The sequence below is a fragment of the Gracilibacillus dipsosauri genome, assembly GCF_003176895.1.
Taxonomy (GTDB): domain Bacteria; phylum Bacillota; class Bacilli; order Bacillales; family Amphibacillaceae; genus Gracilibacillus; species Gracilibacillus dipsosauri.
The window spans coordinates 18,945-45,674 of the sequence record NZ_QGTD01000011.1 but is presented as its reverse complement, the minus strand read 5'-3'; the positions used below and the strand labels follow the sequence as shown (position 1 = coordinate 45,674).

General features: G+C 36.7%; 25 protein-coding genes. 2 read left to right on the top strand and 23 right to left on the bottom strand.

The features are described from left to right. Window positions 1–11: 11 nt before the first annotated feature. From kduI to DLJ74_RS12285, 13 genes are all read right to left on the bottom strand, one after another. A complete protein-coding gene (kduI, locus tag DLJ74_RS12345; RefSeq protein WP_054788474.1) occupies window positions 12–842 on the bottom strand; it encodes a 5-dehydro-4-deoxy-D-glucuronate isomerase in 831 nt (276 codons plus the stop codon). Window positions 843–862: 20 nt separating this feature from the next. Then, the gene (locus DLJ74_RS12340; RefSeq protein WP_109984699.1) at window positions 863–1,873 is read right to left on the bottom strand and encodes a sugar kinase; all 1,011 of its coding nucleotides are present in this window, start codon (window positions 1,871–1,873) and stop codon (window positions 863–865) included. Beyond that, on the bottom strand, window positions 1,870–2,514 hold the full coding sequence (locus DLJ74_RS12335; RefSeq protein ID WP_054788473.1) for a bifunctional 2-keto-4-hydroxyglutarate aldolase/2-keto-3-deoxy-6-phosphogluconate aldolase: 645 nt from the start codon (window positions 2,512–2,514) through the stop codon (window positions 1,870–1,872). Before DLJ74_RS12335 ends, DLJ74_RS12340 begins: the two co-directional genes overlap by 4 nt. Continuing rightward, the gene (locus tag DLJ74_RS12330) at window positions 2,511–3,206 is read right to left on the bottom strand and encodes a rhamnogalacturonan acetylesterase (protein WP_109984698.1); all 696 of its coding nucleotides are present in this window, start codon (window positions 3,204–3,206) and stop codon (window positions 2,511–2,513) included. Before DLJ74_RS12330 ends, DLJ74_RS12335 begins: the two co-directional genes overlap by 4 nt. Continuing rightward, window positions 3,203–4,300 (bottom strand): glycoside hydrolase family 88/105 protein, encoded by a 1,098-nt coding sequence (locus DLJ74_RS12325; RefSeq protein WP_109984697.1) that lies wholly within the window; start codon window positions 4,298–4,300, stop codon window positions 3,203–3,205. The genes DLJ74_RS12330 and DLJ74_RS12325 overlap by 4 nt, the downstream gene beginning before the upstream one ends. A gap of 19 nt (window positions 4,301–4,319) precedes the next feature. After that, a complete protein-coding gene (locus DLJ74_RS12320; RefSeq protein WP_109984696.1) occupies window positions 4,320–5,885 on the bottom strand; it encodes a glycoside hydrolase family 43 protein in 1,566 nt (521 codons plus the stop codon). After that, window positions 5,885–7,402, bottom strand: a complete 1,518-nt coding sequence (locus DLJ74_RS12315) for a glycoside hydrolase family 28 protein (RefSeq protein ID WP_109984695.1) — start codon at window positions 7,400–7,402, stop codon at window positions 5,885–5,887. Before DLJ74_RS12315 ends, DLJ74_RS12320 begins: the two co-directional genes overlap by 1 nt. Before the next feature lie 4 nt (window positions 7,403–7,406). Beyond that, window positions 7,407–7,724 (bottom strand): cupin domain-containing protein, encoded by a 318-nt coding sequence (locus DLJ74_RS12310; RefSeq protein WP_109984694.1) that lies wholly within the window; start codon window positions 7,722–7,724, stop codon window positions 7,407–7,409. Next, window positions 7,724–8,932, bottom strand: a complete 1,209-nt coding sequence (locus DLJ74_RS12305; protein ID WP_109984693.1) for an MFS transporter — start codon at window positions 8,930–8,932, stop codon at window positions 7,724–7,726. The genes DLJ74_RS12310 and DLJ74_RS12305 overlap by 1 nt, the downstream gene beginning before the upstream one ends. A gap of 26 nt (window positions 8,933–8,958) precedes the next feature. After that, window positions 8,959–10,053, bottom strand: a complete 1,095-nt coding sequence (locus DLJ74_RS12300; RefSeq protein WP_109984692.1) for a hypothetical protein — start codon at window positions 10,051–10,053, stop codon at window positions 8,959–8,961. A gap of 28 nt (window positions 10,054–10,081) precedes the next feature. After that, on the bottom strand, window positions 10,082–10,963 hold the full coding sequence (locus DLJ74_RS12295) for a carbohydrate ABC transporter permease (RefSeq protein WP_109984691.1): 882 nt from the start codon (window positions 10,961–10,963) through the stop codon (window positions 10,082–10,084). Between the two features lie 20 nt (window positions 10,964–10,983). After that, the gene (locus DLJ74_RS12290) at window positions 10,984–11,943 is read right to left on the bottom strand and encodes an ABC transporter permease (protein WP_109984690.1); all 960 of its coding nucleotides are present in this window, start codon (window positions 11,941–11,943) and stop codon (window positions 10,984–10,986) included. A 267-nt stretch (window positions 11,944–12,210) separates the two neighbouring features. After that, on the bottom strand, window positions 12,211–13,710 hold the full coding sequence (locus DLJ74_RS12285) for an extracellular solute-binding protein (RefSeq protein ID WP_109984843.1): 1,500 nt from the start codon (window positions 13,708–13,710) through the stop codon (window positions 12,211–12,213). Window positions 13,711–14,094: 384 nt separating this feature from the next. Here DLJ74_RS12285 and DLJ74_RS12280 point away from each other — a divergent pair, with 384 nt between their 5' ends. Then, entirely contained in the window at window positions 14,095–14,748 is a 654-nt protein-coding gene (locus DLJ74_RS12280; RefSeq protein ID WP_109984689.1) for a YesL family protein, read from the top strand. Window positions 14,749–14,784: 36 nt separating this feature from the next. Beyond that, a complete protein-coding gene (locus DLJ74_RS12275) occupies window positions 14,785–17,076 on the top strand; it encodes a helix-turn-helix domain-containing protein (protein ID WP_109984688.1) in 2,292 nt (763 codons plus the stop codon). A 271-nt stretch (window positions 17,077–17,347) separates the two neighbouring features. Here the strand turns inward: DLJ74_RS12275 and DLJ74_RS12270 are convergent, their stop codons facing one another. The 10 genes from DLJ74_RS12270 to DLJ74_RS12225 form a co-directional block, all read right to left on the bottom strand. Next, entirely contained in the window at window positions 17,348–17,977 is a 630-nt protein-coding gene (locus DLJ74_RS12270; RefSeq protein ID WP_054788467.1) for a hypothetical protein, read from the bottom strand. Window positions 17,978–18,001: 24 nt separating this feature from the next. Then, window positions 18,002–18,829, bottom strand: coding sequence for an undecaprenyl-diphosphate phosphatase (locus DLJ74_RS12265; RefSeq protein WP_054788466.1), 828 nt, complete (start codon window positions 18,827–18,829; stop codon window positions 18,002–18,004). A 22-nt stretch (window positions 18,830–18,851) separates the two neighbouring features. Next, the gene (locus DLJ74_RS12260; protein WP_245902330.1) at window positions 18,852–19,166 is read right to left on the bottom strand and encodes a PadR family transcriptional regulator; all 315 of its coding nucleotides are present in this window, start codon (window positions 19,164–19,166) and stop codon (window positions 18,852–18,854) included. 321 nt (window positions 19,167–19,487) lie between these two features. Then, the gene (locus DLJ74_RS12255) at window positions 19,488–20,054 is read right to left on the bottom strand and encodes a DUF6609 family protein (protein ID WP_109984687.1); all 567 of its coding nucleotides are present in this window, start codon (window positions 20,052–20,054) and stop codon (window positions 19,488–19,490) included. Between the two features lie 58 nt (window positions 20,055–20,112). Further along, window positions 20,113–20,979, bottom strand: coding sequence for a nickel pincer cofactor biosynthesis protein LarC (gene larC / locus DLJ74_RS12250; RefSeq protein ID WP_109984686.1), 867 nt, complete (start codon window positions 20,977–20,979; stop codon window positions 20,113–20,115). 144 nt (window positions 20,980–21,123) lie between these two features. Further along, a complete protein-coding gene (locus DLJ74_RS12245; protein WP_054788464.1) occupies window positions 21,124–22,461 on the bottom strand; it encodes an ABC transporter substrate-binding protein in 1,338 nt (445 codons plus the stop codon). A 273-nt stretch (window positions 22,462–22,734) separates the two neighbouring features. After that, the gene (locus DLJ74_RS12240) at window positions 22,735–23,358 is read right to left on the bottom strand and encodes a YesL family protein (protein ID WP_109984685.1); all 624 of its coding nucleotides are present in this window, start codon (window positions 23,356–23,358) and stop codon (window positions 22,735–22,737) included. Window positions 23,359–23,388: 30 nt separating this feature from the next. Further along, on the bottom strand, window positions 23,389–24,228 hold the full coding sequence (locus tag DLJ74_RS12235; RefSeq protein WP_109984684.1) for a carbohydrate ABC transporter permease: 840 nt from the start codon (window positions 24,226–24,228) through the stop codon (window positions 23,389–23,391). Continuing rightward, window positions 24,228–25,160, bottom strand: coding sequence for a carbohydrate ABC transporter permease (locus DLJ74_RS12230; RefSeq protein ID WP_109984683.1), 933 nt, complete (start codon window positions 25,158–25,160; stop codon window positions 24,228–24,230). The genes DLJ74_RS12235 and DLJ74_RS12230 overlap by 1 nt, the downstream gene beginning before the upstream one ends. Before the next feature lie 278 nt (window positions 25,161–25,438). Next, window positions 25,439–26,644 (bottom strand): sn-glycerol-1-phosphate dehydrogenase, encoded by a 1,206-nt coding sequence (locus DLJ74_RS12225; protein WP_181397548.1) that lies wholly within the window; start codon window positions 26,642–26,644, stop codon window positions 25,439–25,441. Window positions 26,645–26,730 lie beyond the last annotated feature (86 nt).

The window sequence follows — 26,730 nt, the reverse complement described above, 5'->3', positions numbered from 1 at the left end:
ACACTACCTCCTTATCGTAACTGATCCATACTTATATGATCCATATCATCATAAGTAATGTTTTCGCCACACATTCCCCAAATGAATGTATAGTTACTAGTTGCTGTACCACAATGGATGGACCAACTTGGTGAGATAACGGCTTGTTCATTTTTCAGAACAAGATGCCTTGTTTCTTCTGGCTCGCCCATAAAGTGGAAGGCACGCGTATTTTCCTCCATATCAAAATATAAGTAGACTTCACTTCGACGGTCATGAGTATGTGCAGGCATCGTGTTCCAAACACTTCCTGGCATAAGCATCGTTAAGCCCATTTGTAATTGACAGCTTTCACACACATTTGGATGAATATATTGGTGAATTTTTCGTTCATTCAACGTACCTGGCTCTCCTAATTCCAGTGGCTTAATATCTTTAATATCGATCTTCACGGTTGGATAAGTATGGTGTGCTGGTGCTGAATTAATATAGAATTTCGCAGGTGCTGCCGGATCATTGGAGCCGAACCATACTTCTTTTGTTCCTCTACTTACATATAGACCGTCATGTCGTTTCATTTCATAACGTTCCCCATCTAGTAGGACATAGCCATCATTACCAATATTAATGATCCCAAGCTCTCTTCGCTCTAAAAAATAGCTAACCCCTAGTTGTTTATCTAATTTAATCGTTAATTCTTCAGATGAAGGTGTCACACCACCAAAGATCATACGGTCAACATGTGTATAGGTTAAATGAACCTTCCCTGCTTCGAATAGTTTTTCTACTAGAAATTTTTCTCTCAGCTCGTCTGTGTTATATCTTTTAATCTCCTCTGGATGGTTGGCATAACGTACTTCCATGAATAATTCCTCCTTGAAAATTATCGATTAATCTCTTGATTTATACTTTGGATAAATTGCTCCACCTCAGGTACGGAAAAGGCATTGCCATCTCCTTTGACAGTGTGCTTCAATACACTTGCACCTGTTGCGAAACGTACCATATCTATCGGGTTCCATCTATGGAGAATCCCGTATAGAATTCCTGCTGCATAAGCATCCCCCCCACCAATACGATCAATAATTGGTTCAATGGTATAAGTAGCTGTTTGCTCGAGCATCCCTTCCCTATATAGATAACCTTGTAAAAAATGAACAGATGACGATTTTACATCCCTTTTCGTCGAAGCGAATAGCTCGATATTTGGATATAACTCTCGGATATTATCATAATAATACTGTAGTTTCTCTTTATGCGTTAGCTCTTCTTCGACTGGTTCGATATTTAATAGATAAATAGCATCCATATGATTACAAAAGGCTATATCGACATATGGCAAAGCCTTTTGGATGACAATACTTGCTTCTTGTTGACTCCAGAGCTTTGCACGATAGTTGAAGTCAAAGCTAACCTTTATTCCTTGTTCCTTCGCTCGTTTCATTCCTTCTATCGTGATCTCTTGGAGCTCCTCTGAGAGCGCTAACGTAATACCTGTCGTATGAAAAAGTTCTACACCTTCTAATATTCGATCCCATTCTATGTTTTCCTTCTTTATTTGCGAAAAACTAGAAAACTTCCGATCATAGATGACCTGACCAGGACGGTTGCCAATTCCTGATTCGACAAAATACAGTCCTAAGCGATCACCACCCTTTAATAAGAAAGACGTATCCACACTACAACCACGTAAATATCTTTCACAAGTGTCACCAATAAGATTAAGTGGAACGCGACTAATATAACTCGTATTCACTCCAAAATTGGCAAGTGAAACGGCAACATTAGCCTCTTTTCCCCCATAATAAAAACTGAACTGATTCGTTTGCTGAAGTCTAGCTGTAGGATCTGTGGTGAGACGCATTAGCATTTCGCCAAACGTAACTACCCTCATACACTCGCCTCTTTTACTTTTGCTACATATTGCCTTGCAAGCTCTGTAATTTTTGTATAATCACCCATTTTAGCTGGGGCTACGAGATTTCCTCCTATCCCCACAGCAATGGCACCTGCCTCCAGCCAATCCTTTATATTGTCTAGATTCACTCCCCCTGTGGGCATCATGTTCGCTTGAGGGATTGGGGCATGTACAGCCTTTAGAAATCCAGGACTCACATTACTGCCAGGGAATACTTTTACTACATCCGCTCCACTTTCCATTGCTTCCTTAATCTCTGTAACAGTTAGGCAACCCGGCATATATGGGGTTTGATACAAATTACAAAGTTTTGCTGTAGCTGCATCAAATGATGGGCTGACAATAAAGGTAGCGCCAGCAAAGATCGCCTGTCTTGCTGTATAGGCATCTAATACGGTACCTACGCCGATCGTTATCTCCTTCCCCCCTCGATATTTTTCTACTAACTGCTCGATAACGTTCTCTACATGGGGAATCGAATAAGTTAGCTCCACCGCTTTTATTCCACCTTCTATACAGGCATCCACGACCTTTAAAGCTTGCTCTTCCGTATCTGTACGAATCACCGCTACTACTTTTTGGACTTCAATATTGGATAATACACGTAATTTGTTCATTCGGTCACCTCTATCTTTTTGACATATCTACTTAAAGGATGACTCCTTTCTATTAACTCCTGTATAAAGATTCCTGCATGAGCCATTGCTCCTTCTTCCCGTAAATGAGTATCATCCTTCGCCCCATCAGGATATGAAGAAAATTGGTTTGTTTCAAGCCACATAAACCACTTCTTTGATTCATTGAGCCCTAACCTTTCTATCGCCTCTGACGTTTTTTGGAGCATATCGATACAAACCACCTTTTCTAAAAGTGCGAGCTGGCGAACTGCATCTGGATAATGACCATGGGTGTCTTTTAAGAAGCCTTTTTCATCAAAATGTCTTCTAGCGATTGAGGTTAGTAGAATCGGGGTTACTCCATGGTCTCTAGCACTTGCTATCATAATACGCAAATTCTCTTGATAAGTAGTAAAAGGATCTGTGGCTCGTTCTTTATCTAATTTTTGATCATTATGTCCAAATTGAATAAGCACATAATCCCCTGATTGAAATTGTCGTTCCATTTCAGTCCATCTATTTTCAGAGAGGAATGATTTTGTACTTCTTCCAGAAGCGGCATGATTTTGCACCTTTATTTCATCGGTAAAAAAATAAGGCAATACTTGTCCCCATCCCATCTGTGGATAGTGACTATCCTCATAATCCGCCATCGTTGAGTCTCCGGCTATAAATAGCTGTATCTTTTTCATTGGCCTTGCTCATTCCCAATAGCTAATTGAATACTCGCTAAAATAAATGCACCTACTCCATGTAGATCATTCGTACTTGTATCACGGTGTACATAATAATCATACGTGCCAATCGATGTTCCTATGCAAATATCATGTAAAAGAAAGTTTCCTTGCTCATCCAATTGTACTTTGTTCTCCAGAAGTCCTTGATATGCCTTTTCCGCATTAGCCCAATAACTACGGTCAATATAGCCTTTGTTGACTGCTTTTGCAATCGCATAAGTAAACAAACAGGAGCAGGAGCTTTCTAAATAGTTATCCTGTTCGTCCGCTTTATCCACCACTTGATACCATAATCCGGTCTTTTCATCCTGAAATTCGATCAGTGCATCGATTAATTCCTTCACGACGTGCTTTAATTCCGCTCGTTTCTGATGACCTTCTGGAAGCATCTCGATAAAGTTTGCTGTCACCATGCTATACCAGCCAAGCGCTCGTCCCCACACCTCTGGAGCGTGGCCTTTTGCTGTGGACCATGGGGTTTTTTTGCTTTCATCATAACCGTGGTAATATAAGCCATTTTCCTTTTTGGTGTTCTTTCGCATTAGTCTTTCTTGTTCCATTACTAGATCGATAAGCTCTGGTTCATCAAACATTTGGCCATATTGAATTGTAAAAGGTCCCGCCATATATAAGCCATCTAGCCACATTTGATAAGGATATTTGTCCTTATGCCAGAAACCACCTTCTTTTGTTTGGTTCAATGTATCTAATAAATGGCGTAGCTTAGCTGCAGCGACCTTGTAACGATTCTCCTTTGTCTCCTGATAAAGAGGTAGTAATAATAAACCTGGTTGAATCGCATCAAGCTCACTTCTAGCGAAATAGAAGTTCCCTTCTTCATCGATCAACTTATCTACATATTCCTTAAAATAATGAAAATATCTTGGTTCACCCGTTAATTTCCATACGTCATACATTCCACACAAAAAGACACCTTGATGATAATGCCAGCGATCTGCTGGAGGAAGTTTGACGGGCTCGTATTGATTCATTAAAGTATCACAAGCAAGCCTTGCCCAATCTAGTGCTGTTTTTTGTTTTACTACCATTTCATTGACCCCTCTCTATTTAAGAAATTCCGTGATATTCAAACAAATCAAAATCTGCATAATTGCTGCTGTCTTCCCCATTTGCTGAACAATACATCCCGATATAAGCACCAACAAAGCCACCCGCTTTATCTGTACTTAATATCGTGCCATCCACGTCACATGCCAATGCTACCCAATCTAGAGCTTTTTCCGCAAAATAGAACTGATAGCTTTGGCCATTAGCCTCTACTTTCAAATATAATTTGCTACTATTAATCGGCTTTTTAGCTACTTGCTTATCCACACCTGCTTCTCTTCTTATTAATTGAATATTACGCTCGCCTTTTTCAAGCACTACCTCCATTCGGAATTGAAAGTCCTGATTCTGCAATAAGACAATACCAGCTGTTTCATTATCCTGTGTTGGACTAAATTCCATTACAGTTTGTGCGAAAAAGTCGATATGCTGTTGCCTTCTTCCTACAAAAGAAGGATTTTCCTCTTCCATAATGGTTTCTTTTTTCGCTTTTAATCTTAAAAATCCGGACCTTTCTGACAATGACCAAAAATCTCCACGTGGTGTCCTTAAGAAATTCCATTGATCATCTAGTGTATCTGCATCAAATGAATCAGCTTGTGGTAAAGCAGGCCATTTGTGCTCCGATAACTTCGGAAAAGGCATCTCTTCTTCTACAAAGCCTTTTCCCGGATTAACAATGGGCCAGCCGTCCTCCCAAATAAACGGTACTAAAAAGGTTTCTCGTCCTAAATTTCGATAATAGCCTCCATATGGACGTGATCCTAGACAAACCATCCACCAGTCACCATCCTGTGTCTCCACAATGTCGGCATGACCGATATTGACGATTGGGTGATTTTTTCCTAAATGTCGATGTGTAAGAATAGGATTCGTCTCCGTCATTTCATATGGTCCCGTTACATTTTTACTACGTGCAATGGTCACAGCGTGTGTATGTCCTGTTCCACCTTCTGCAATCATTAAATAATACCAACCATTTATTTTATATAAGTGCGGAGCTTCTTGCGCATGAGCATTCTTTAGCGCACCATCCCACAGACTATATTTAGGTCCGACTAATTGCTTTTTCTCTAGATCTAATTCCTGAAGCCAAATCTCATTGTGTTTTTTATATTTCGGACCTGATGGTGGCTTGCGATTACCTGTATAGTAGACCTTTCCATCATCATCAAATAATAAGGAGGGATCAATTCCTGGTGCATCCTCAAGCCAATTAGGCTTAGACCACGGACCAGCGGGATCTGTTGCCGTTACGTAAAAATTACGTCTAGCACCTGTTTGACTAACGACAAATGTTGTAATCATATAAAAAATGCCATCATGATAACGAATCGTCGGTGCATAAATCCCTCTAGAATTAGGAGTCTGATCTAAATTCAATTGTTCCGGTCGATCTAATACATGACCAATCTGACGCCAATTGACTAAATCCTTACTATGGAATATTGGCACACCTGGGAAATATTCAAAGCTTGATGTCACAAGGTAATAGTCTTCTCCTACTCGACAAATGGATGGATCTGGATAAAAACCGGGAATAATCGGATTTTGGTAGGTTTTCATTATGGAGTAACCTCACTTTCCACTCTTTTCAAATAATCATCGCCTAGCTGATCTCTTTGTATTCCGTTTACATGAATACTCTCTGTGTTCTTAGATACAACCACTGGAGTACCCATCTCTTTATTTTTTAAAGCAAACTGTTCAAGCATAATATCATTTGATTCCTCTATTACTAGCCCAGGACCTTTTCTTGTTAGAATTCGAACATGGTGAAGCTGAAGGTCGTTAATATATTTCGCAAACATACCTTCCCCAGCCATTTCGATAACCTCTCTAACCATATCTGGTTCTCCTCCAGGAACATGGTAATCCTGAGTCATCTCAATGGTGACATGCTCTAGGCTCACTTCCTTTACCGGCATTTCTGGAAGCCCATAAAGGAATCCCGCTGCTGCTCGACAATTTTTCGCTGTCACATGGCTAATTCGAACCTGCTCTACTATAGGCGTTTTTTCACTGATTGGAATAGCTTTAGCATCCAATAATTCTGGGTTACTTCTATTTACTCCGTGACGATAGAAGGAGTTAATCGTGAAAGGACACAATACATCTTCCATCAAGACGTTATTCACTAAAACATTACGAATAAAACCACCACGCTCTCGATTCGTTTTCATTCGTATTCCACGATCTGTTCCATTAAATACACAATTAGATATCGCTACATTTTCGATACCACCTGAATTTTCACTACCAAACACCACCCCACCATGGCCATGGTGCATCGTACAATTCGTTACGGTTACATTTTTCGTCGGTACATTGTATTGGCGACCATCTTCATTAATACCTGATTTGAGTACAACGCAATCATCGCCAACATCAAAATGACAGTCAGAAACTCGTACATTAAGACATGATTCAATATCCAATCCATCTCCATTCGGTGTATCAGAAGGGTTTAAGAAATGAACATTATGCACCGATATGTTTTGACAGAAGACAAGATGTGTATTCCAAAAAGGAGAGTTAGTAACCGTAATTCCACTGATGCTTGCATTTTTCACCTGATAAAATTGAATCAATGGCGGTCGCAAGAATTGTGATGGCCATTCTACAAGATTTGTATCTGCTGGCTCTGTAAAGAGGGCATTCGCTTTTGCAATTTCCTTTGTTTTTAGCGATTCATAATGCTCTCCTTTTCTCAGCTTGCCATTGATCTCCCACCAGGCTTGCCCATTTCCATCCAACACACCCTCACCCTTAATCGTTACATTTTCCGCATTTTGTGCAAAAACAAGCGGCATAAACCCATGACATACATAGCCAGACCATCTCGTTTTCACCACTGGAAATTGATCGAAATCATCGATAAAGGACAGGACTGCACCTGCATCTAAATATAAGGTTAGATTGCTCACTAATTGGATTGGTCCTGTTATGAACTTACCTGCTGGAACATAAACCGTTCCTCCACCCGCTTTTGTACATGCTTGAATTGCTTGATGGATAGCATTCGTACTAACGTCACTACCATCAGGCAATGCACCGAATTCTGTAATATCATAAAAACCCATGTCATCACTCCTTCAGTAAATCTTCTCTTAATGGGGTAAATACATCTAATAGCTTACTAGGTTCTAATGCCTTCACTCCATGGGCCGCATTGGACGGTATATGTATGGTTTCACCTTTTTCAATAACTATTTCCTTTTCATCCACTTGAAAAGCTAATTTCCCTTCAAGGCAATAGGTTAATTGCTCATGTGGATGATGATGACTAGAACCTTCCGCACCTTTTTCAAAGACAACCTCCATCATCATCACCTTGTTTCCAGGACGATGAATTTTTCGCTTCACCCCTGGTTCCGCTTGCTCCCATTGATTAATGACACTCATTATGCATCCTCCTTATCTGTGATTAACATTGGTAAAAATAATTGAATGGCCATTGAGCCAATAATGACAAAGGCAACAGTCTTTGTATCTATGCCACTGGAAAAGATCATAAATAGGATAATACCCAATCCACGACCTAGATTAATGATAGTTTCTCTTAATACTATCGACTCCACTCGAAACTCTGTTTTCAATGGAATTCTATTGATCCAATGAAAATAATAAGCTGCATAAGCATTTGCTTGAATGGGCTTCACCATATTTTGCGTAATCATAAAGAAGATCACACTCCACATCGCGATTTCCCAGGTTAAAAAGCTTCCAGCTAATAAAAAGCCTATCGCTGCTATCCAAAGATAACGCTTCGTATCTTGAATATTAGCAAAACGAGAAAAGATAAAACTTACGAAAATAGACACTGCTAGAAATCCTGCATTTAAATATCCAACTACCGCTTCATCTTCAAAAATGCTATAAATCAAGATTGGTGTCATGTACATCAATATCCCTTGTGGAAAACCGATGACCAACCATCCTGCTAAGGCACTTATAAACCTCCGCTCTCGTTTTACGATAAGTCCTAAATATTTCATATAATAATTGCGATGGCGTATGGATTCTCTTACCATTTGGAAGCTTCTTAATGTCACAATAAAAAACATCAAAAATGCAATCGAAAAGATGATCACATATCCAGTCAAGCCTGTAAATAATTCAATCACAAATCCGGCTAATGCTGGCGCTATCAAATTCGTTGTTCCCATGACCATTTGATTCCAGCCTAAATATCGATGTCGATTATGATCAGAGGATACCTCATGAACGATCGTAAAGTACGCAACCCAATACAAGCCTTGTGCGATCCCTCTCAACAAAGCAAACCAATAATAATAAGTGACAATTTGCTCTTGGACAATAACAATGAATAAATAAAATAAGGCAGTCATCACGATGCCATAGCGATAAATAGTTGTTCTGCCTTTTCTTTTTGACATTTTGCCTATAAAAAAAGTAGTTCCAGCCTGTGATAAAATGGCTACTAAATTATAGATTCCATTCACCCATAAGCTATTCGTCAATCGCCATAAATATAAATTGACAAAAATAATGGAAAGGGAACCACCAAACTGAAAGATCGCATGGTTGATGAGAATATTAATAGCATGCTTAGATAAATGCTTTTCCTTCTCGATTCTGTCTTGTTGCATGAACGGTAACACTTCTTTCCACTATTTTAATTATTCCAAAATTCACTGTTAGCTATGATGGCTTTTGAATCTACTCCTAACAATTTATGAAGTTGGATACGTATAAGAGTTGCTTGGGTAGTAGCATTCATATCACCCTCCACTAATCCCATTCCGAGCTGGACAGGTTCTGGCATGTTAGGATAGTAATCTCCCTCTTTCACTTGAGCCACATTCGGCGCCTTTGGTGAATGGGCAAGTTCTCTTGAAAAAGCACCATCTGCTCTCTTAAGCCTTGACATATTCTCGATCGTAATTGATGTAATCTCCTTAAGCTCTTCCTCTGGAATATCTAAGGCTAAATAGGATAAGAGATCAATAGGATTTCGGATATAACACATATCGATAGCCTCTTCCTGCCGTAGACATCTAAGAATACTTTGATAAATTCTTTCCTTATTAGGCATTGGAATCTGATAGCTTCGGTAAAAGGTGTGCAACTTAAAAGTTCCAGATATTCTTTCATAAACAGATCCTTCTCCCCACAAACCCGTTTGCCTATCTTGAAGACCTGCTAAATAGGCTGCAAAGGCATCGACAAATTTTCTTTGCGTTTCCTTTGGCATCTCTCTTATATAAACGGTAGAGGAGGCTAATAAATCGCAGCCTCTCCAACTATTTCTCAAATCAATACTCTCCCATTTCTCGCGATATGCTTCTACAGAAGTAGTATAAGCAGGAGCTTCTCGTAAAGAAAGAGGAAGAGGATATCGATTCGATGCCCCTAACCTTTTTAAGGAGTTTAGTGAATAATTCAGCGCTCGGTGAACCATTACTTCATCCTCTTTCATTCTTGGATGTGGATCATAGAAGTATCCAGTTTTTACGTCTTGCTTCGATTGAAAGAATTGTACCATTTTTCCTTTTATGGGATTCGGCATCTGTTCTAATAGATGATGCCGAATTAGTATATTCAATGCTTGTGCACTAGATTCTATATCTGGAGTGAAGTCTTCGTTTTCTACCGAGCTTCTTGCATAATAGAAGCCACCTGTTTCAGGGTCATATTGTTTCATTAACCAGTCGAACATTCCCTCGTATAATTGATCTAATTGCTGTAATTTCTCTTCCCGCCAGTCCATTGTGTTATGCTTCCTCTCATTAATTGTCTTAACCTTTTACAGAGCCTAGTAAAGCACCTTTCGCAAAGTATTTTTGCAAAAACGGATAGACTAATAGAATTGGTACTGTAGCTACAACAATCGTTGCCATCTTTATCGTTGTTTCTGGTGGTGGAACATCCGTATAGGCTGCCCCATCATATGTCAAACCACTGGCAAGAACAACGATTTGTCGCAGTAGAACTTGGATTGGCCATTTGCCTGCATCACTTAAATAAAGGATGGCATGCATGTACGTATTCCAATAAGTAACCGCATAGAACAAGGAAATCGTCGCAATAGCTGGCAATGAAATCGGAAGTACAATTCTAAAGAGTATACTAAAGTCATTGGCACCATCGATCTTAGCTGATTCCTCTAGGCTTTCCGGAATATTAACGAAAAAGCTTCTGAGGATGATCATATTAAAAGCATTAATAGTTACTGGAATGATTAAGGCCCATAAGGAGTTTAGTAATCCAGTCTGTTGAACAACTAAGAAGGTAGGGATCATTCCTCCATTAAATAGTAATGTAAAAACAATCAAGAAATTGATCACACGACGACCGACCAAATCTTTTCTTGCTAATCCATAAGCAGTTAAGGTAGAAAAAAACATACTCCATAACGTACCACCTAGTGTCACAATAACGGAAACACCTAAGCCTTTAAAAATCGTATCTGTGGAAAAGATGTACTCATATGCATCTAGCGTGAATTTAGTTGGAAAGAGTAAAAATTTCGTATTCGCCACCTCTGCACTTGTAGCAAATGAACTACCTACAACGTGGATAAATGGTAAAACGGTAATTAGCGCAATCAATGCAAGCAAAAAGTAATTAAAGAAATCAAACATTCTGCTCCCCATTGTTATTCTTTTCTTTTTGGCCATTATCTTCACCTCGCCTAATCTTAGTAGATTCCTTCTTCATTGAATTTCTTCGCTAGCCAGTTCGCAAAGACAACCATAATCAATCCAACGGCACCCTTGAAGAAGCCAACAGCCGTACTATAGCTGAATTGCCCTTGCTGTAAACCAGCTACGTAAACATACGTATCAAATATTTCGGCAACATTACGGTTAGAGGAATTTAATAATAAGTACACATGTTCAAAACCTAGCTCCAATACATCCCCAATTTTTAAAATTAATAAAACGATGATTACATTTCGAATCGCAGGTAGGGTTATATGCCACATTTGGCGAAATCGACCTGCTCCATCCATTCTTGCTGCTTCATATAATTGAGGATCTACTGCAGTAATGGCTGCTAAGAAGATAATTGTACCCCAGCCGGCCTCTCGCCAAATAACTTGTAAAATGTACATCGGTCGGAACCAATCTTCATTCAGCAAGAAATTAATCTTCTCAAATCCTAGCGACTCTATGATTGCGTTTACAATACCACCATCAAGTGTTAGCATGACATATGAAATAGATACAATAACTACCCATGACATAAAATGCGGAATATACACAAGTGTTTGAACACCCTTTTTAAAAAAGCTATGTCGCACTTCATTTAACATTAACGATAGAATAATCGGAATCGGGAAATAAACAAATATTTGCAAACCGAACAATATTAACGTATTTTTAAAGATCATCCAAAAATCAGGACTTGCAAACAATCGTTTAAAATGCTCCAATCCTACCCATTCACTTCCCGAAATACCTAAGTAAGGCTTATACTCTTGAAATGAAATAATTAACCCATACATCGGTAAATACTTGTAAATGAAAAAATAGAGAAGACCCGGCAGAATCATTAAATAAATCAATTTATTCTTTTTAATTCTTTTCCATAACTCTGATTTCCTCATTTTTTTGTAATTTCTTTTTTCTTGTTTCGGAGAAATTGTTGTTTCCATAGACATTTTCCTTTCCTCTGAGTATCACTACCTATGCATCTGCTTATCCAAATCGTACGTGAGAATTCATATAACGTAAATAATCATTATCTTACGAGTTACCTTTCACTACTGCCATAAGCTTATTCTTAAGAATTGTTGTTCATAAAAGTAACTAACATAACATAATGATCATCTCCTCATTATAGGAACTTCTAAGCAACAGACAATAGTAGTTCAGTTAAATTTCAGGGCTCTTAAGTGATCTAAGAGCCCTGAGCATAATTTTTATTTTGATTCTTCGTAGGATGCATTATATTCTTCTATAATCTTATCTCCACCTTGTGACTTCCATTCTTCAATGGCTTTATCAAATCCATCTTTGTCGATTTGACCTAGAATGTAATTATACGTAGCGTCTGTAATGATCTGTTGCAGTGTACCACCTTCTTTTACGTATGTTTCCGAATAAAGTGGCACTGTTGGATCATTAATAAGGTGTTCTTCATTTTCAAGGAATAATTCCTCCGATTTTGCCTTTGGTTCATAATCAAAATAGCCTAAGTAACGACCATTTGTTTCAGGCTCTCCAATTTCAATTGCTTGATATGGTTTTACCTCGCGTTCATTTATATCGGAATCTAATACTTTAGCAGCTCCATCTACTAATTCATAATGCTCTCCTTCAAAGCCCCAGTAAGCGTAATTAGCTACTTCTGGAGACATCATTTGGTCAAAGAAGCCTAAGATTTTCTTCAATTCCTCTTCGGATTCAACAGAGCTCTTAGGGAACATTACTAAGTTACCATAGCCCGGAATCGACCATATGCCAAACTCACCATTTGGTCCTTCTACATGATTGTGTACATCAAATTGTGCGTCAGGATTGATCGCAATTGCATCATCGCGTAAGCTACCTACATCACTCATCGCACCTACATAAACACCTGCTGTACCGTTTTTAATAAATTCTTGTTGATCCGGTTTACTTGTTACAGGAAAGTCTTGATTAATGTATCCGTTCTCATGCATTTCTTTAAAGAAGTCCATTGTTTGTACGTATTCATCAAACATAAATTCTGGTAATAGCTGACCATCCTTTTCTCCCCAATAGTTAGGTGTTCCAAACCAAGAGGAAACCGTTTTAAATGCTCCATAGATTAAATCACTTCGATCTGTTAAGCCGAAAGTATCATCTTTTCCATTTCCATCTGGGTCATCCTCTGTGAAAGCTCGTACCATTTCCATAAACTCATCGGTTGTCGTAGGTGCTTCTAAGCCTAAATTCTCTGCCCAGTCTGTACGATAGATAATACCTTGACGTGATAATGGGCGACCTTGGTATAAAGTATATAATTTCCCATCAACCTTCGTATTGTCTAATACGTTCTGTTTCAATTTAGATAAGTTCTCGAACTCGTCTAAATACTGTCCAACTTCCCAAAACTGACCATCCTGTATTGCTTCACGGAATTGTATAAAGGTAGCTTGGTTTTTTAAGAAAACAGCATCTGGTAATGAGTTTGTTGCAAAAGCTGTATTTAATCTGTCTTCATAGTTGTTATCTGGTACCCATTGAATCTCAATATCTGTGTTTGTTACTTCTTCTATCTTATTTAATACCTTTTCATCAGGAACCTCTGGTGTGTGTAAGTTTGCCATCATTGAAAAAGAAAAAGTTCCATCTGATCCTTCTTCAGATCCTTCATTATCTCCACTGCTTTCTGAAGAACTGTCACTACAAGCAGCTGTCACGAGTAATAAGACGGCAAGTAGCATTAACCCCATTATCTTTTTCCAGTTACTCAAATTAACCACCCTCCAAATATCTATTTAATTTGTTACAACTGAATCGTTGTACATCTACCATAGTAAGCAATAGATACCACCTTGTATATAATCACTTTTTCACAGCCGATGAAAACGTTTACTACAAAAAGCTTTTAATTAGAGATTTTTTTCTGAAATAATCATTTTTCCTTATTGATTATGAAGTGATGAAATAATGATTATTTTATGTTACAAAATCATTACAATCGTTATGTCATAAGGATTAGAACTATCTCATATAATGATTATCGAATGTAAGCGTTTCATTTTTCTGGTTTACTTCTTCTTGATTTATATGTATTCTATATAGTAATAATGAAAGTGAAATTAGGTGAGTTTATGATGGAATTAACAGGTATTTGGGCAAGTCTCTATAAGGTATGCACATGGGTAACAAGATTTGCCTGGTTAAATTTAATTTGGTTACTCGGCACTTTAATTGGCCTTATCTTATTTGGATTAATGCCTGCTACGATCGCCATGTTTACTATTGTAAGAAAGTGGATTCAAAAAGAAACAGATACACCTATTCTATCAACCTTTGTCGACGCTTTTAAATCTCATTTTTGGAAAGCGAATTTATTCGGCGTTGTCCTTTATGGATTAGGATATTTCTTGTCTGTTTTCCTAAAATATGCTGGCTTAATGAGTGATACTAGCTTTCACTCCGTTTTATTAGGTATTTTTGTTATGGCTACTTTCTTTTATCTCATGTTAGTGTTATATGTCGTGCCGGTATATGTCCATTTTGAATTATCCTTTTGGCAGTATATTCGATATGCTGTAACGATCGGAGCTATTAAATTACACTACTCTATATGTATGGTAACGATATTAGCTGGAGTGTATTTTTTATCCTTTAAATTTCCAGGTGTTGGACTATTTTTTAGTTTTAGCTTTAGTGCCTACATCATTATGTTTTTTGCACATCTAGGTTTTCAGCAATTACTCCAAGTTCAACAAGAGCAAATCGATCATTCTGTTACGACAAATTAACGTGAGAAATAAATTTTTGATAAGGAAGTTATGCCTATGAAAAAATTATCTACCAAGCATTACTTTAAGTTAATTGCTTTCCTTATTATATTAAGTACCGTCCCTGTTATTATTACTGGTAGTCTTTCTTATTGGCAATCTTCCAAAGCCATCATTGATTACTCCAATGATGAAAAAAAGCAAAATATTTTTCAAATTAAGACAAATATCGAACAGGCTCTAAGGTATGTAGATCTTTCTACTACTTATTTTGTTCGTTCTACACAGACAAAGCAATTTTTAAACGAAAATATGAATGCGCTTGCTTTTGAAGATTTTCACAAATTAAGAAGAGATTTGAATCATTTACAAACACTCGAAACAGGGATTGAGGATATTGTTTTTGTTAGTTTTAAGGAAGATTGGCTGATCAATAATAATGGTCTTGTCAACCTTGATGCAAAGACCAATGAGCAAATACATGAAGGCTATATGAATACACCAAAAAAAACCTCTTGGATCCTAGAAAAATCAAGTGATATTCAGTTTCCAAACGCAACCAAGAATAGTTGTTCCCATTACATCAATTTAGTTAAAAAGCTACCGATTTTATCCAGTGATCCAACAGGAATTATCAGTGTTTTGATTCCTGCCTGTGAATTAACAGAAATTATGGCGGAAAGTAATGATAGTGAATCTTTTTTAATATTAGATGAAAATAATCAAACGATCTCCCAAAGTAATCCGAGCTATATTGGCGAGGATGGGTATATTCCTACCTCTCTCTTTAACAAAATTGACCGAGAAGCAACGAAGGGCCAATTTAATTACACTTTTAATGGTACCGAATTTAAGATAAGCTACGAAACATCCCTTTATAATAATTGGACTTATTTATCCTTTGTAAAACTAAGTGATTTGCATGTCAAATCATCTTCGATTGGTTGGATTACCTTATTAATTATTAGTATTTTATTAATTATCTCGGTTATTTTCGCTGTTATTGGTAGTAAGGTCTTGTACAAACCGATTAAACGATTGAAAAATGCTATCAATCCAACAACAGCTGCTAGTAGTAATCGAAATGAGTTTGAATTGATAGAAACACATATTGAAAGTCTATTAAGTCAGAATAATCAGCTAGAACAACGTGTCCAGAACCAAGTTACCCAATTAAAGCAATTATTTATGATGCGTTTATTACAAGGCAAGGTAAGTGAAAGTGAGTTACACACTAAAATAAAGAATTTTCATTACGTAGAAAGCTGGTCCTGGTTGACTGTCTTTTCATTGAAGGTAGATGCCATCGACCAAAATAAGTTTAATAAAAATGACCAAGACCTAATATTATTTGCTATTAATAATTTAATGGAGGATATCATTCCTAGTGAACAACGGTTTACACCAGTTGTACTTAATGATACTCAAACAACCATTTTAATAACTGACTGTGAGAAGGATTCTGATTATACTCACCTCATTAACCAGCAAGTCGAGTTAATTCAACAAAAGGTGAAAGAGCTCCTTCATTTAAGTGTCAGTATCGGAATTAGTTTACGTTATGTTAATCTTTGTGATTCTAATAAAGCATTTAAGGAGAGTAAGGAAGCATTAAAATATCGTTTAAAAATGGGTGAATCCTCCATTATTTATTATAAAAACTTAAACCGAAGATATTCGAGCATCGCCCCATATCCTGTTGCTATCAAAAACCAGATTTTTGATGCGATAAAATTGAGTGAGAAAGGTCAGGCAACAGAGGAGATCGATAAGTTTTTTGACTATATCGATCAGCATGATATTCATCATCAGCAATTAGAAATTATTTTATCAAGATTTTTCTATGAATTATTTGAATTAAAGGAATTGCTCGGAATCAGTGTAGAGGATTTTGATTCGACGGAAATGATTACTCATTATCAAAATCTACATTCATTAGAAGAAATGAAAGAATGGGTTGTCCATCGAATCGTTCAGCCACTTATTACGAATTTAGATGCAAAGGATGAAAGTAAAAACAAAAGAATCTCTGACAAGATGATTCGCATTATACACGAAAACTTTAATAAAGATATCTCTCTTGATATTATTGCAGCGGAACTACACTATAATCCAAACTATTTGAGCAGTATTTTTCAAAAAGAAACGAAATTCTCTTTTAGTGAGTATTTACTCCGCTACCGCTTGAATAAAGCGAAGGATTGGTTAACCACAACGGATAAATCTGTAAAAGACATTGCCGAGGAATTACAATACAATAATTCACAAAACTTCATTAGATCCTTCCGTAAAATGGAAGGTATTACTCCAGGGAAATACCGCTTACGCTATAAAAGCAAAGAAGCTTAGGTTTTTGGCTGAGTAAAGTCCTCCTAGTTTTCTGGAGGGCTTATTTTTTATCTTGGTAATCTTGTCTCGTCTAGTCGTTTTCCCCAAGATATATCCTTTATCTTGGTTATCTTGATTCCTCTAATCGTTTTTGAGAAGATATATTCTTTTATCTTGGTGATCTCAACTGCTCCAATCCCTTTCAACAAGATATATTCTTTTATCTTATATGTTTTTACGTCCCACGTATAAATAAACTCCACTCAATCTACGAGTGGAGTCGTCCTATTTTTTATAGCTTTTTATATATCATCATATCAATTACTTTATACATGAAAAAGACAGTAGCAAACCCAAATGCATAAGCAAAGGAAGTGGCTTCGATGACCACCATGATCACAGGACTCGTCCAGAGATTCACGAGAATTAGTGTGAAGATAAACACAACAGCTAATAATGCCGTATAACCCCACAAATAATAATGGGCAGGAAGCTTAAAAATGGTAGAATCCTTGGCTAGTTTTTCGAATTCCTGCATGGTGAAATGATGAAGGGCAATTTTAGCTGCCTCCTCTGATGATTTCCCCTGTTCAATTAAGTCTGCTTTAAAATCCTCCATGTATGCTAGTAATTCTGCCTTTTCATCCTTATCCATTGCTAGTCTTTCAACAAAAGAGGCAAGATCATGATCTTTTCTATACATAGCGTGGATTTTTATATGATTAATGTAATTAATTATCGACCACATCCCAGCTATAACAATAGCAAAGCCATAGCAAAGGAGTATAGCAAAAGGAGTATAGCTAGGATGATCCTTATAATCTATATAAAGTGTGGTAGCAAAAATGATCACAGAGAGGCATAATAACCATTTGTTTTTCAAATCATTGAAACTAGTAATCTTGATTATCCAATTGCGCATAGCTTATACCTCCATTTCAGAAAATTATAGGAACAAAATTACGAGAATCCCTACAATTACACAATAGTAAGAGAAATATTTTAAATTTCCTTTTGCCATAATATCCATAAACCATTTTAAAGCGAAATAGGTTGCAATAAAGGTGGTAATAAAGGCAATAATATATGGGATTAGTAGAGAATTTATATTTGGGTCCTTCAGAATTTCCGGTATTTCTAATATCCCTGTACCTAAACTTACTGGAATATAAAGTAGAAAAGCAAAACGAAGTGCTGTTTCTTGTTTCATTCCAACTAGCATTGATCCAACGATGGTAGCTCCTGATCGGCTAATTCCAGGCGTTAGGGCAACCATTTGGGCAAGACCCACAATAATAGCATCCTTTGTTGTTAAATCTCCATCATTCTTACGACCTCTTAAGTTACGAATAAGCCATAGAGCCACAGCTGTAATAAGTAACGTAAACCCTACAATCTTAGTGTTACTCAATGCATCGCCAATAGCATCACCAAATAGCACACCAAAAACCCCAACTGGAATGGTAGCAATAATTAGATAGATAATAAATTGAAAGTCCTTGCGATCAGACTCTTCCTTTTCTTTTTTCACGATATACCTTGTACCATTTGTCACTAATCGAATAATATCGTTTCGATAAATGACTAAAACAGCAAGTAAAGAAGCAAAATTGACAAAAATCTCAAAGGACAATCCGTTTGCCTTCACTCCAAATAGTTCTCTAAAAATAATTAAATGTCCACTTGAGGAAATGGGGATTGGTTCTGTAATCCCTTGGACAAGACCTAATATAAAATACTTAATTAATGTTAGAAGCTCTGCACTAAAATCCATATTCTCTTCTCCTTTTCTTGTCTTATATAAAAGCGTTCATCATCTGGACCATCTGTTTCCAATCTTCACTATATTGTATGTACTGCTTTTTGCCAATATCGGTTATTCTGTAATATTTCCTCCTTCCACCTTGACTTTCCTTGCCCCAATAAGAAGTAATGGCCTCATTTTTCTCTAGGCGTTTAAGTGATAAGTATAAGGTGGCTTCCTGTAGTTCGAATGAGCCGCTCGTTCTTTCTTTTATTTTTCTAGATATCTGGTAGCCGTAGCTATCTTCATTTAATAATAGGGATAGTATTAGAAGATCAATTGTACCTTTCAGCATTTCCTTATTCAATCTGTTTACCTCCCTATATTACTTAATAACATTAAGTATTCTAATATAAATTACTTAATAATGCAAGGTATTTTAACAAAAAATATGTAAAGAAAAAAAAACCCACTTCATAAAGTAACGGGTACAGGTCTTGGGAAGGAAAATGTTAATTAACAAACAAAATAACAGTCCATTTAGCATTTCAATTCCAAACGAGTAACATTACAATTAGCATACAAAAACTGCACCTCCAATTGTTAGATTGTGTCCAACAATTGGGGTGCAATTCAAATTTGCGCGTTTTTACTCCTATTTTCTTCCCTTATTGAACTAGCGCTCCCTTTAGTTGAAGTTGTTTAATGCTTCATCACCCATATTTGAATTTTTCGTTTGACGTTTCATAAGGAGCATTTTGAACCCATAAATTACTTTTAAAATACCGTCAATCATTGCGAACAAAAGAAAAGGAACACTAACTAAAAGGATTCCCATTATTGAGTTCACTGTCGTCAATACCCCTAACAAGAGAATTATTTTACCTTGAGAAAAATAAAAACCAAAGAAATGAATACCTATAATGGTAAAAATACATAGCCAAAGCAATCTTAAATCATCAGAGCCAATAATTAACCCACAAATCGTACAGAGAACAATAGTTACAACAACCGAAATATTGTCCATTCTATCTTGAAACTTAGAATTCTTACCATATGATAGCTTGTTATTAAGAAAAGGAAGAACAAGAATTAAGAAAAAACCAATAAAATAACCAAACCCCATAATAAACGGATGAATAAATAAGTCTCCACCCATTATCGCCGAAACAATAATAATAACTCCAACATAAACTAACCATACCCCTACCGTTCTTTGAGTATTATATTCTCTTTCGCTTCCTTCTCCCCCCATTTTCTCCCTCCTCTTTTTGTTATGTCAACTTTAATATCTTACAGTTTAATATAAACAACTAGAAATCACCTAGCATTACTCGAAGAACATTTGGATGTTCTCTAAAGGTCTTCGTACCGGCACCATATCCGGTTTGGTTGATCTTCATACTTGGTACCGATTGACTGAATTCGTCAACTAACACCTTTATGATGGCTGCACCGGTAGGAGTTGTTAACTCTGCTGTTACATCGATATTTTGAAGTGGGACATTTTTTAAAATCTCAAGTGTAGCTGGTGCCGGGACTGGATAAATACCGTGATCAATCTTAATTCTTCCTGAGCCGGTTGGAACGGGTGATGCAATAATTTGATTCACCGCTAACTTATCGATAAGAATTGCTGTTCCAACAATATCAATAATCGAATCAATTGCTCCGACTTCATGGAAATGTACTTTCTCTAAATCCATCCCATGTATCTTCGCTTCTGCCTCGCCAATTACGCGAAATATCTTTTGGGATATTTCTTTGACAGAATCACTTAACTCAGAATTGGCAATTAATTCGACGATATCTTTATATGTACGATGATGGTGGTGATCATGGATGTGATGATGGTCATGTTGGTGGTTATGCTCGTGCTCATGATGATGGCCATGCTTATGATGATGCCCATGATCATGATCGTGTTCTTGAACATGATTATGATCGTGATGGTGATGATGGTGCCCATGCTCATGATGATCATCAAATAACACATCAAACTTCAAGCTTGAGATTCCATTTTTATTCACTCGTTCTGTCTTCAGCTCATATTCTTGGTGTATACCTAGCTTGAATAATTCTTCCTCTAAAAATTTTATCGAAATTCCAGTATCCAATAATGCACCGATTGTCATGTCACCACTTATCCCTGAAAAGCAATCGATATATAATGTTCTCATTTCCAATCACCTCTTTCTACTATATTATCATAGACTTGTTTGTAAGCTTTTTCAATCATGTTTTACTAACCTTCCGTGGAACAATTTTGGTTTACATTAAATAGCAAGGGCTATCCCATACAATATGGAATAGCCCCATTTTTCTTATTCACTGCCTGTTTGCGATTCAACGGCTTCTTGTGCCTTATTAAGTGCTTCTTCAGCGGTTTGCGATCCGTCCCTTAATACACTATTTAACGTATTTGTATTTAGCTCTGTTGCAATTGTTGGTGTATCTTCCGTAATATTCAATGCATTAATTTCATCTTTTATATCATTCAATGTGTCAAAGATATCATCACCAAAGAATTGGAAGAACTTATTATCTTCTAGGATAGCTGGATCATCCCACACATCATGACGTGGAGGATCGAAGCCTAGTACTGTCCATAACTTGATATTCGCCTCTTTGGAAAGTTTTGCATAAGCAAGGAATTCCTTCGCTAACTCTGGATGTTCTGTTTGATTCGTTACAACAGTACCCGTTCCACCCATACCGGCAGACCGCTTGCCACCTTCTTCGAATGCCGGCATTGGACGGACTACCATTTTTCCTTCTAAATCTGTCATATAATCTGTGAAACGACCCATATACCAGATTGGCATACTAATCGCAGCTGCTCCTCCATCATTCATATAAGCATAAAATTCCTCTGCATGTGGTTCACCGCCTGGTCCCACTTCCGCAATTCCTTCATCCTGCATTTGCTTCAATAATTCTAGTGCTCGTATATTTTCTTCTCTATTAATGGTAATGTTTCCGTTTTCATCAATGAAATCAGAGTCTTGTTGTGATACCATTTGGAAGTATGGAAGATAATCGCCTGTGAATGTATTAAACATCATTGCATCTGTATTTTCTACAACCTTTTTACCCGCTTCTACAAAGTCATCCCATGTTTTGATATCATCTGCGTTAACTCCTGCAGCTTCTAATATCTCAGTATTGTAGTACATAACAGATGCCCCTACGTGTGTTGGCATTCCATAATAGTTACCATCCTTTGCATAGATCTCAAAGCGAGATTTGACAAAGTTATCTATTTCTGGTTCTACATAATCGTTCATGGCTAATAATTGTGGTTCACCCTCTAGGAAGTTAGGAAAACGACCAATTTCAATATCTGCTATGTCTGGTGCTCCTTTTCCTGATTGTAATGAAAGCAAGAGATTGTTATGCATATTATCGTACGGATAGGTCTCAGCTGTCAGTTTAATTGGTCTATCTGGATTTTCCTCATTCCATCTTTCAGCAGCATCCATATAAAAATCGTTATGCAACTCTACAAAGGTCCAAAGCTTTAATTCTGTGGCATCTTCGATATCATCACCAGCTGTTACTGTTTCGGTAGCTTCCTCTGAGCTATCTCCACCACCACAAGCGACTAAAAGCATGGCAACAAATCCAAAAAGTAATATGAGCAAACTTCTTCTGCTTTTCATTTTCCAACCCCCAATGAATATTATATTTTGGTTCTACCATTAATAGAAACCGCTTACAAAATGGTTGTTAAAAAAACGAATCTTATTAATCAAAGTTTTGTTCGACTTGTACGTAACTTTATTGAACATCAAACTCATGAAATAGATTCGTGTAACTTCCATTCTATTACTTTTGATCTTAACATCCAACTTATAAATTGTCAATAAGTTTTTCGATTCATACATTTAGTTGTCTGTTTTATTTTCAACAATTTGATTATTCAACCGTATAATCTAACGATAACTATGCTCGTCAATCTTATTGAACACCTGCATCACGAAGAACATCATCGTAATTGCGGTGAGGCCAAAGGTAATAAATACAAACATGGATGGAAGCTCTAATGATACATAACAAATTAGAAATATTACGGCGAAAATAGCAAGAGAAAAAGGTAATTTGGACATTCCAATAATAAATGCATTTTTAAAATACTGCTTAATTGTTGTATGGTAGTGTGTAATTAACGGGAAAATCCATACTAATACTAAACTATAAAAGAAAAGGACTAAATAATAAGCAAAGACAACAAAAATCGGTATTTGATTTCCTAATTCTATCATAGCACGGTAATTGACAAAGAGAATAAGTCCAATAGCCATCAATATCCAGCCAATAATATTTGATCTCACAAATTCTTCTTTATATACCTTTCTAAAATATTGTAAAACCGAGGTCATCTCTTCTTTTCGCACCCATTTTCTTGCAACTGCTAAACTAGCAACAGTTGCCGGGAATACCCCGGCAATGAATAAGCCAAGTAGGGAGGAAAAGATCCATAGTAGATTTAACCAAGCAATGTTCAGGATACCTTTTAGAAATTTATCTAATGAACTCACTATTTGTTGTCCAAACATCTTTCATCACTCCCCAACTCTCTAAAATGATTAACCCTTTACTCCACCAACTGTTAGCCCTGCCACGAAGTATCTCTGGAAGAATATAAATAATATGATAATTGGAATTACTGTCATTACAGATCCCGCTATTAGCACATCATAATTATTTCCATAAGGAGTTAACAGTGTCGCTAATCCTATTGGCAATGTAAACATATCATTAGATCTTAAAACAATTAATGGCCATAAGAAATTATTCCAACTACCTAGTCCTTGTAAAATAGCCATAGCACCTAAGGATGGAGTCATTAATGGTAGCATAATTTTAAAGAAGATTCCGTATTCCGTGGATCCATCGATTCTTGCAGCATCCATCAATTGCAACGGTAATCCCAATGCATACTGCCTAAAAAAGAAAACAGCAATAGGTGCTACAATCATTGGTAGAACAACACCTGCATACGTATTCACAAGTCCCGAAGTTATCATCATCTGGAATAGCGGTAACATTAAGATTTCAAATGGCACCATTAAAATGAATACAACAAAACCAAAGAATAAATTTTTCCCTTTAAAATCATAAACAGCGAGCGCATAACCAACCATGGACGAGAAAAATAAGGATAAAACAATCGTAATAACTGAAATGATTAAACTATTTATATACCATTGCCAGTAGCCATCCGCTTGCGTAAAAATATATAAATAGTTATCAATGTTTAGCTTACTCCAATCAAATGTGAGACTAATACCTGAACGCATTAACTCAGATGATGGCCGAAAAGACGATAGGAGCAAGATTAATACTGGGAACAAAGCGATGAAACAAATAATTCCCATCCCCACATTTGCAATCCATTTAAATGTTCTGCTTTTTGCATTATTCATTACTCATCACCTCGCTTAAATGCGCCAGTAAGAATTAATTGAATAAAACTAACGATAAAGATAATGATCATTAAAATAACCCCTATCGCAGCACCAAATCCCATATCATTTTGTTGAATACCTTGTTGATAAATATAGCTAACAACGGTTAAACCAATATTTCCAGGCGATCCTGCTGGCCAGAATACATAACTTTCTTCAAACATTCTAAAACCATTGATAATAGAAATGGTGACAACAAAAATAGTAACCGGTTTCAAAAATGGTAAGGTGACATACCAGAATTTTTGCATAATCGTCGCACCATCAATTTCTGACGCTTCATATAATTCCTCCGGGACATTTTGTAAGGCTGCCAAGAAGTATAAAATATTAACCCCTAGCCACTTCCACACACATAACATCACCATTAGCATCATTCCTGACCATGCATTAAACATCCAATCTACGGAGTCAAAGCCTAGCCAATTTAGAATTTGATTCGCCGCACCGGAATCTGTTTCCCCGAACATTAAGCGAAAGATCATACCAGCAACAATGGTAGATGCCAAGGCTGGCATAAACAAGGATGCTCGAAATAATGTCTTTAACTTAATAAATTTTGAATCCAAAATAATTGCTAAAATAATGGGAAGTATGGTTAAAATAGTGACGGTTAAAACAACATAGATGGTTGTATTGGTTAGAGCCCTATAAAATGTAGGGTTGAATACCCTTTCATAATTAGCTAAGCCGATAAAGTTCACTTGACCAGGCAAAACGCTTTGGAAGCTCATAATAATACCTTGAATTGCTGGATAGACAGTTAAAATTAAAAACGAAATTAGAAATGGTGACACAAAAATATATGGTACTACCTTCTTGGAATTGAGAAACTTCATAAATGAACTCTGTTTCCTTTCGACCGTGTTGGACGTTTGACTAATTGCCATATTTACCCCTCCAATTCTATATAACTGCTTCAACCAAAATCACCTAAGATTTGTATGCGCTTCCATTTAGCGAATAAATAATTTCTATATCATTTTTGATACAAATCTCCATAATCACTCATAACTCTTTTAAATGGTACGTATAAGTATGAGTTGTTTCTATTATATATAACTGGATAACTTTTTTCAATGGTTTTTTAGAAATCTTTAATGAATAACCTTTTCTTTAAGAAGTATCCTTTTCAAATAGGAAAGGATACTTCTTATTTGTTTTTATTTCACATTGGCAAAGGACTTGAATTAAATGGATAAGGCAATTCTGTTTTTTTGATTTGATTGATTAAAAGCAGGCCAGTACATCGATCTCTCAAGTTATGCGCTTGATTTAAGCTAGCACGGACAACCTTATCCTCTATTTTTAATGCTTGTATTGAATCAGGTCCACCGACTTTTCTTAAATAGCTTCTTAATTGCTCGGCTTCAGGTATCGATAGGATCAATTCTTTTATAGTCCTCCAATGCTTTTTCACTGTTCCATTTTTTATATCTTCTAAGGAGGATTCTGTTACAAACTTCTTGTATAGCTCAGCAATAATAGCTGTTGTTACTCCAACCTTTGCTCCATGCAAATGTTGTTTTTGATTTTTTTGTAGCATATCCATTTCTAAAAAATGAGACAGATGATGCTCTCCACCTGATGCTGGTCTCGAGTAATCTAATACAAGCATCACCAGTCCTGATTCAATCAATGCTTGTATTATTATTTTTATACCTTCCTCGTCACGTTGAGCTATTTTTTCTATATTATTGATACAAGTATCTAGAGCATATCGCGTCATTGCTGCCGCCCGTGCTTGATATGGTTCATTTGCGATTAGACGAGAGATTTCCCAATCGACTAGGGAGGTATACTTACCTAAAATATCGCCAAACCCTGCAGCAGTCAGCTCCCTAGGGGCCCGTACTAATATATTTATATCCGCAAAAACCGCAATGGGAGAGGCCGTTTGAATGGTTTGTTTTTTTCCTCTTAAGATTAATGGTGCTCCTTTGGAAGTGAATCCATCAACAGAAGCAGCTGTTGGTACAGAAATAAACGGAATATCCATTTTATGGCCAACAAAACGAACAATATCGTGAATAGTGCCAGATCCTGCGGCGATTAGTAATGTGGTTTCTGGAGAAGTGGCTAGCATTAGCTCTACAAGCGTCTCTTCATTTGCGATCACTTGATTATGTTCTGTTGGCGTTAGAATAACTAGTTGAGTAATGAGACCTTCCTTTTCCAAAAAAAGTGTTAATTCATCTCCTACCACCTTTTTCGTGTTATCGTCTGTCACAATAACAATATGTCTAAATTGATGTTTGTTTGCAAATTCTGGAATTCGCTTTATCACTTCTTTTTCTATATAAATAGCCGGAAGATTTATGTCATTACATTCCAGCTCTTTTATTAACTTATTTAACTCATCTTGAAAATGCAATTGGCTCACATCCCTGTACATTTTTATATCTTTCGATTAAAAAAAGCCGACAAGTTTTACTTATCGACCTTTTCCTCTTTCTTTCC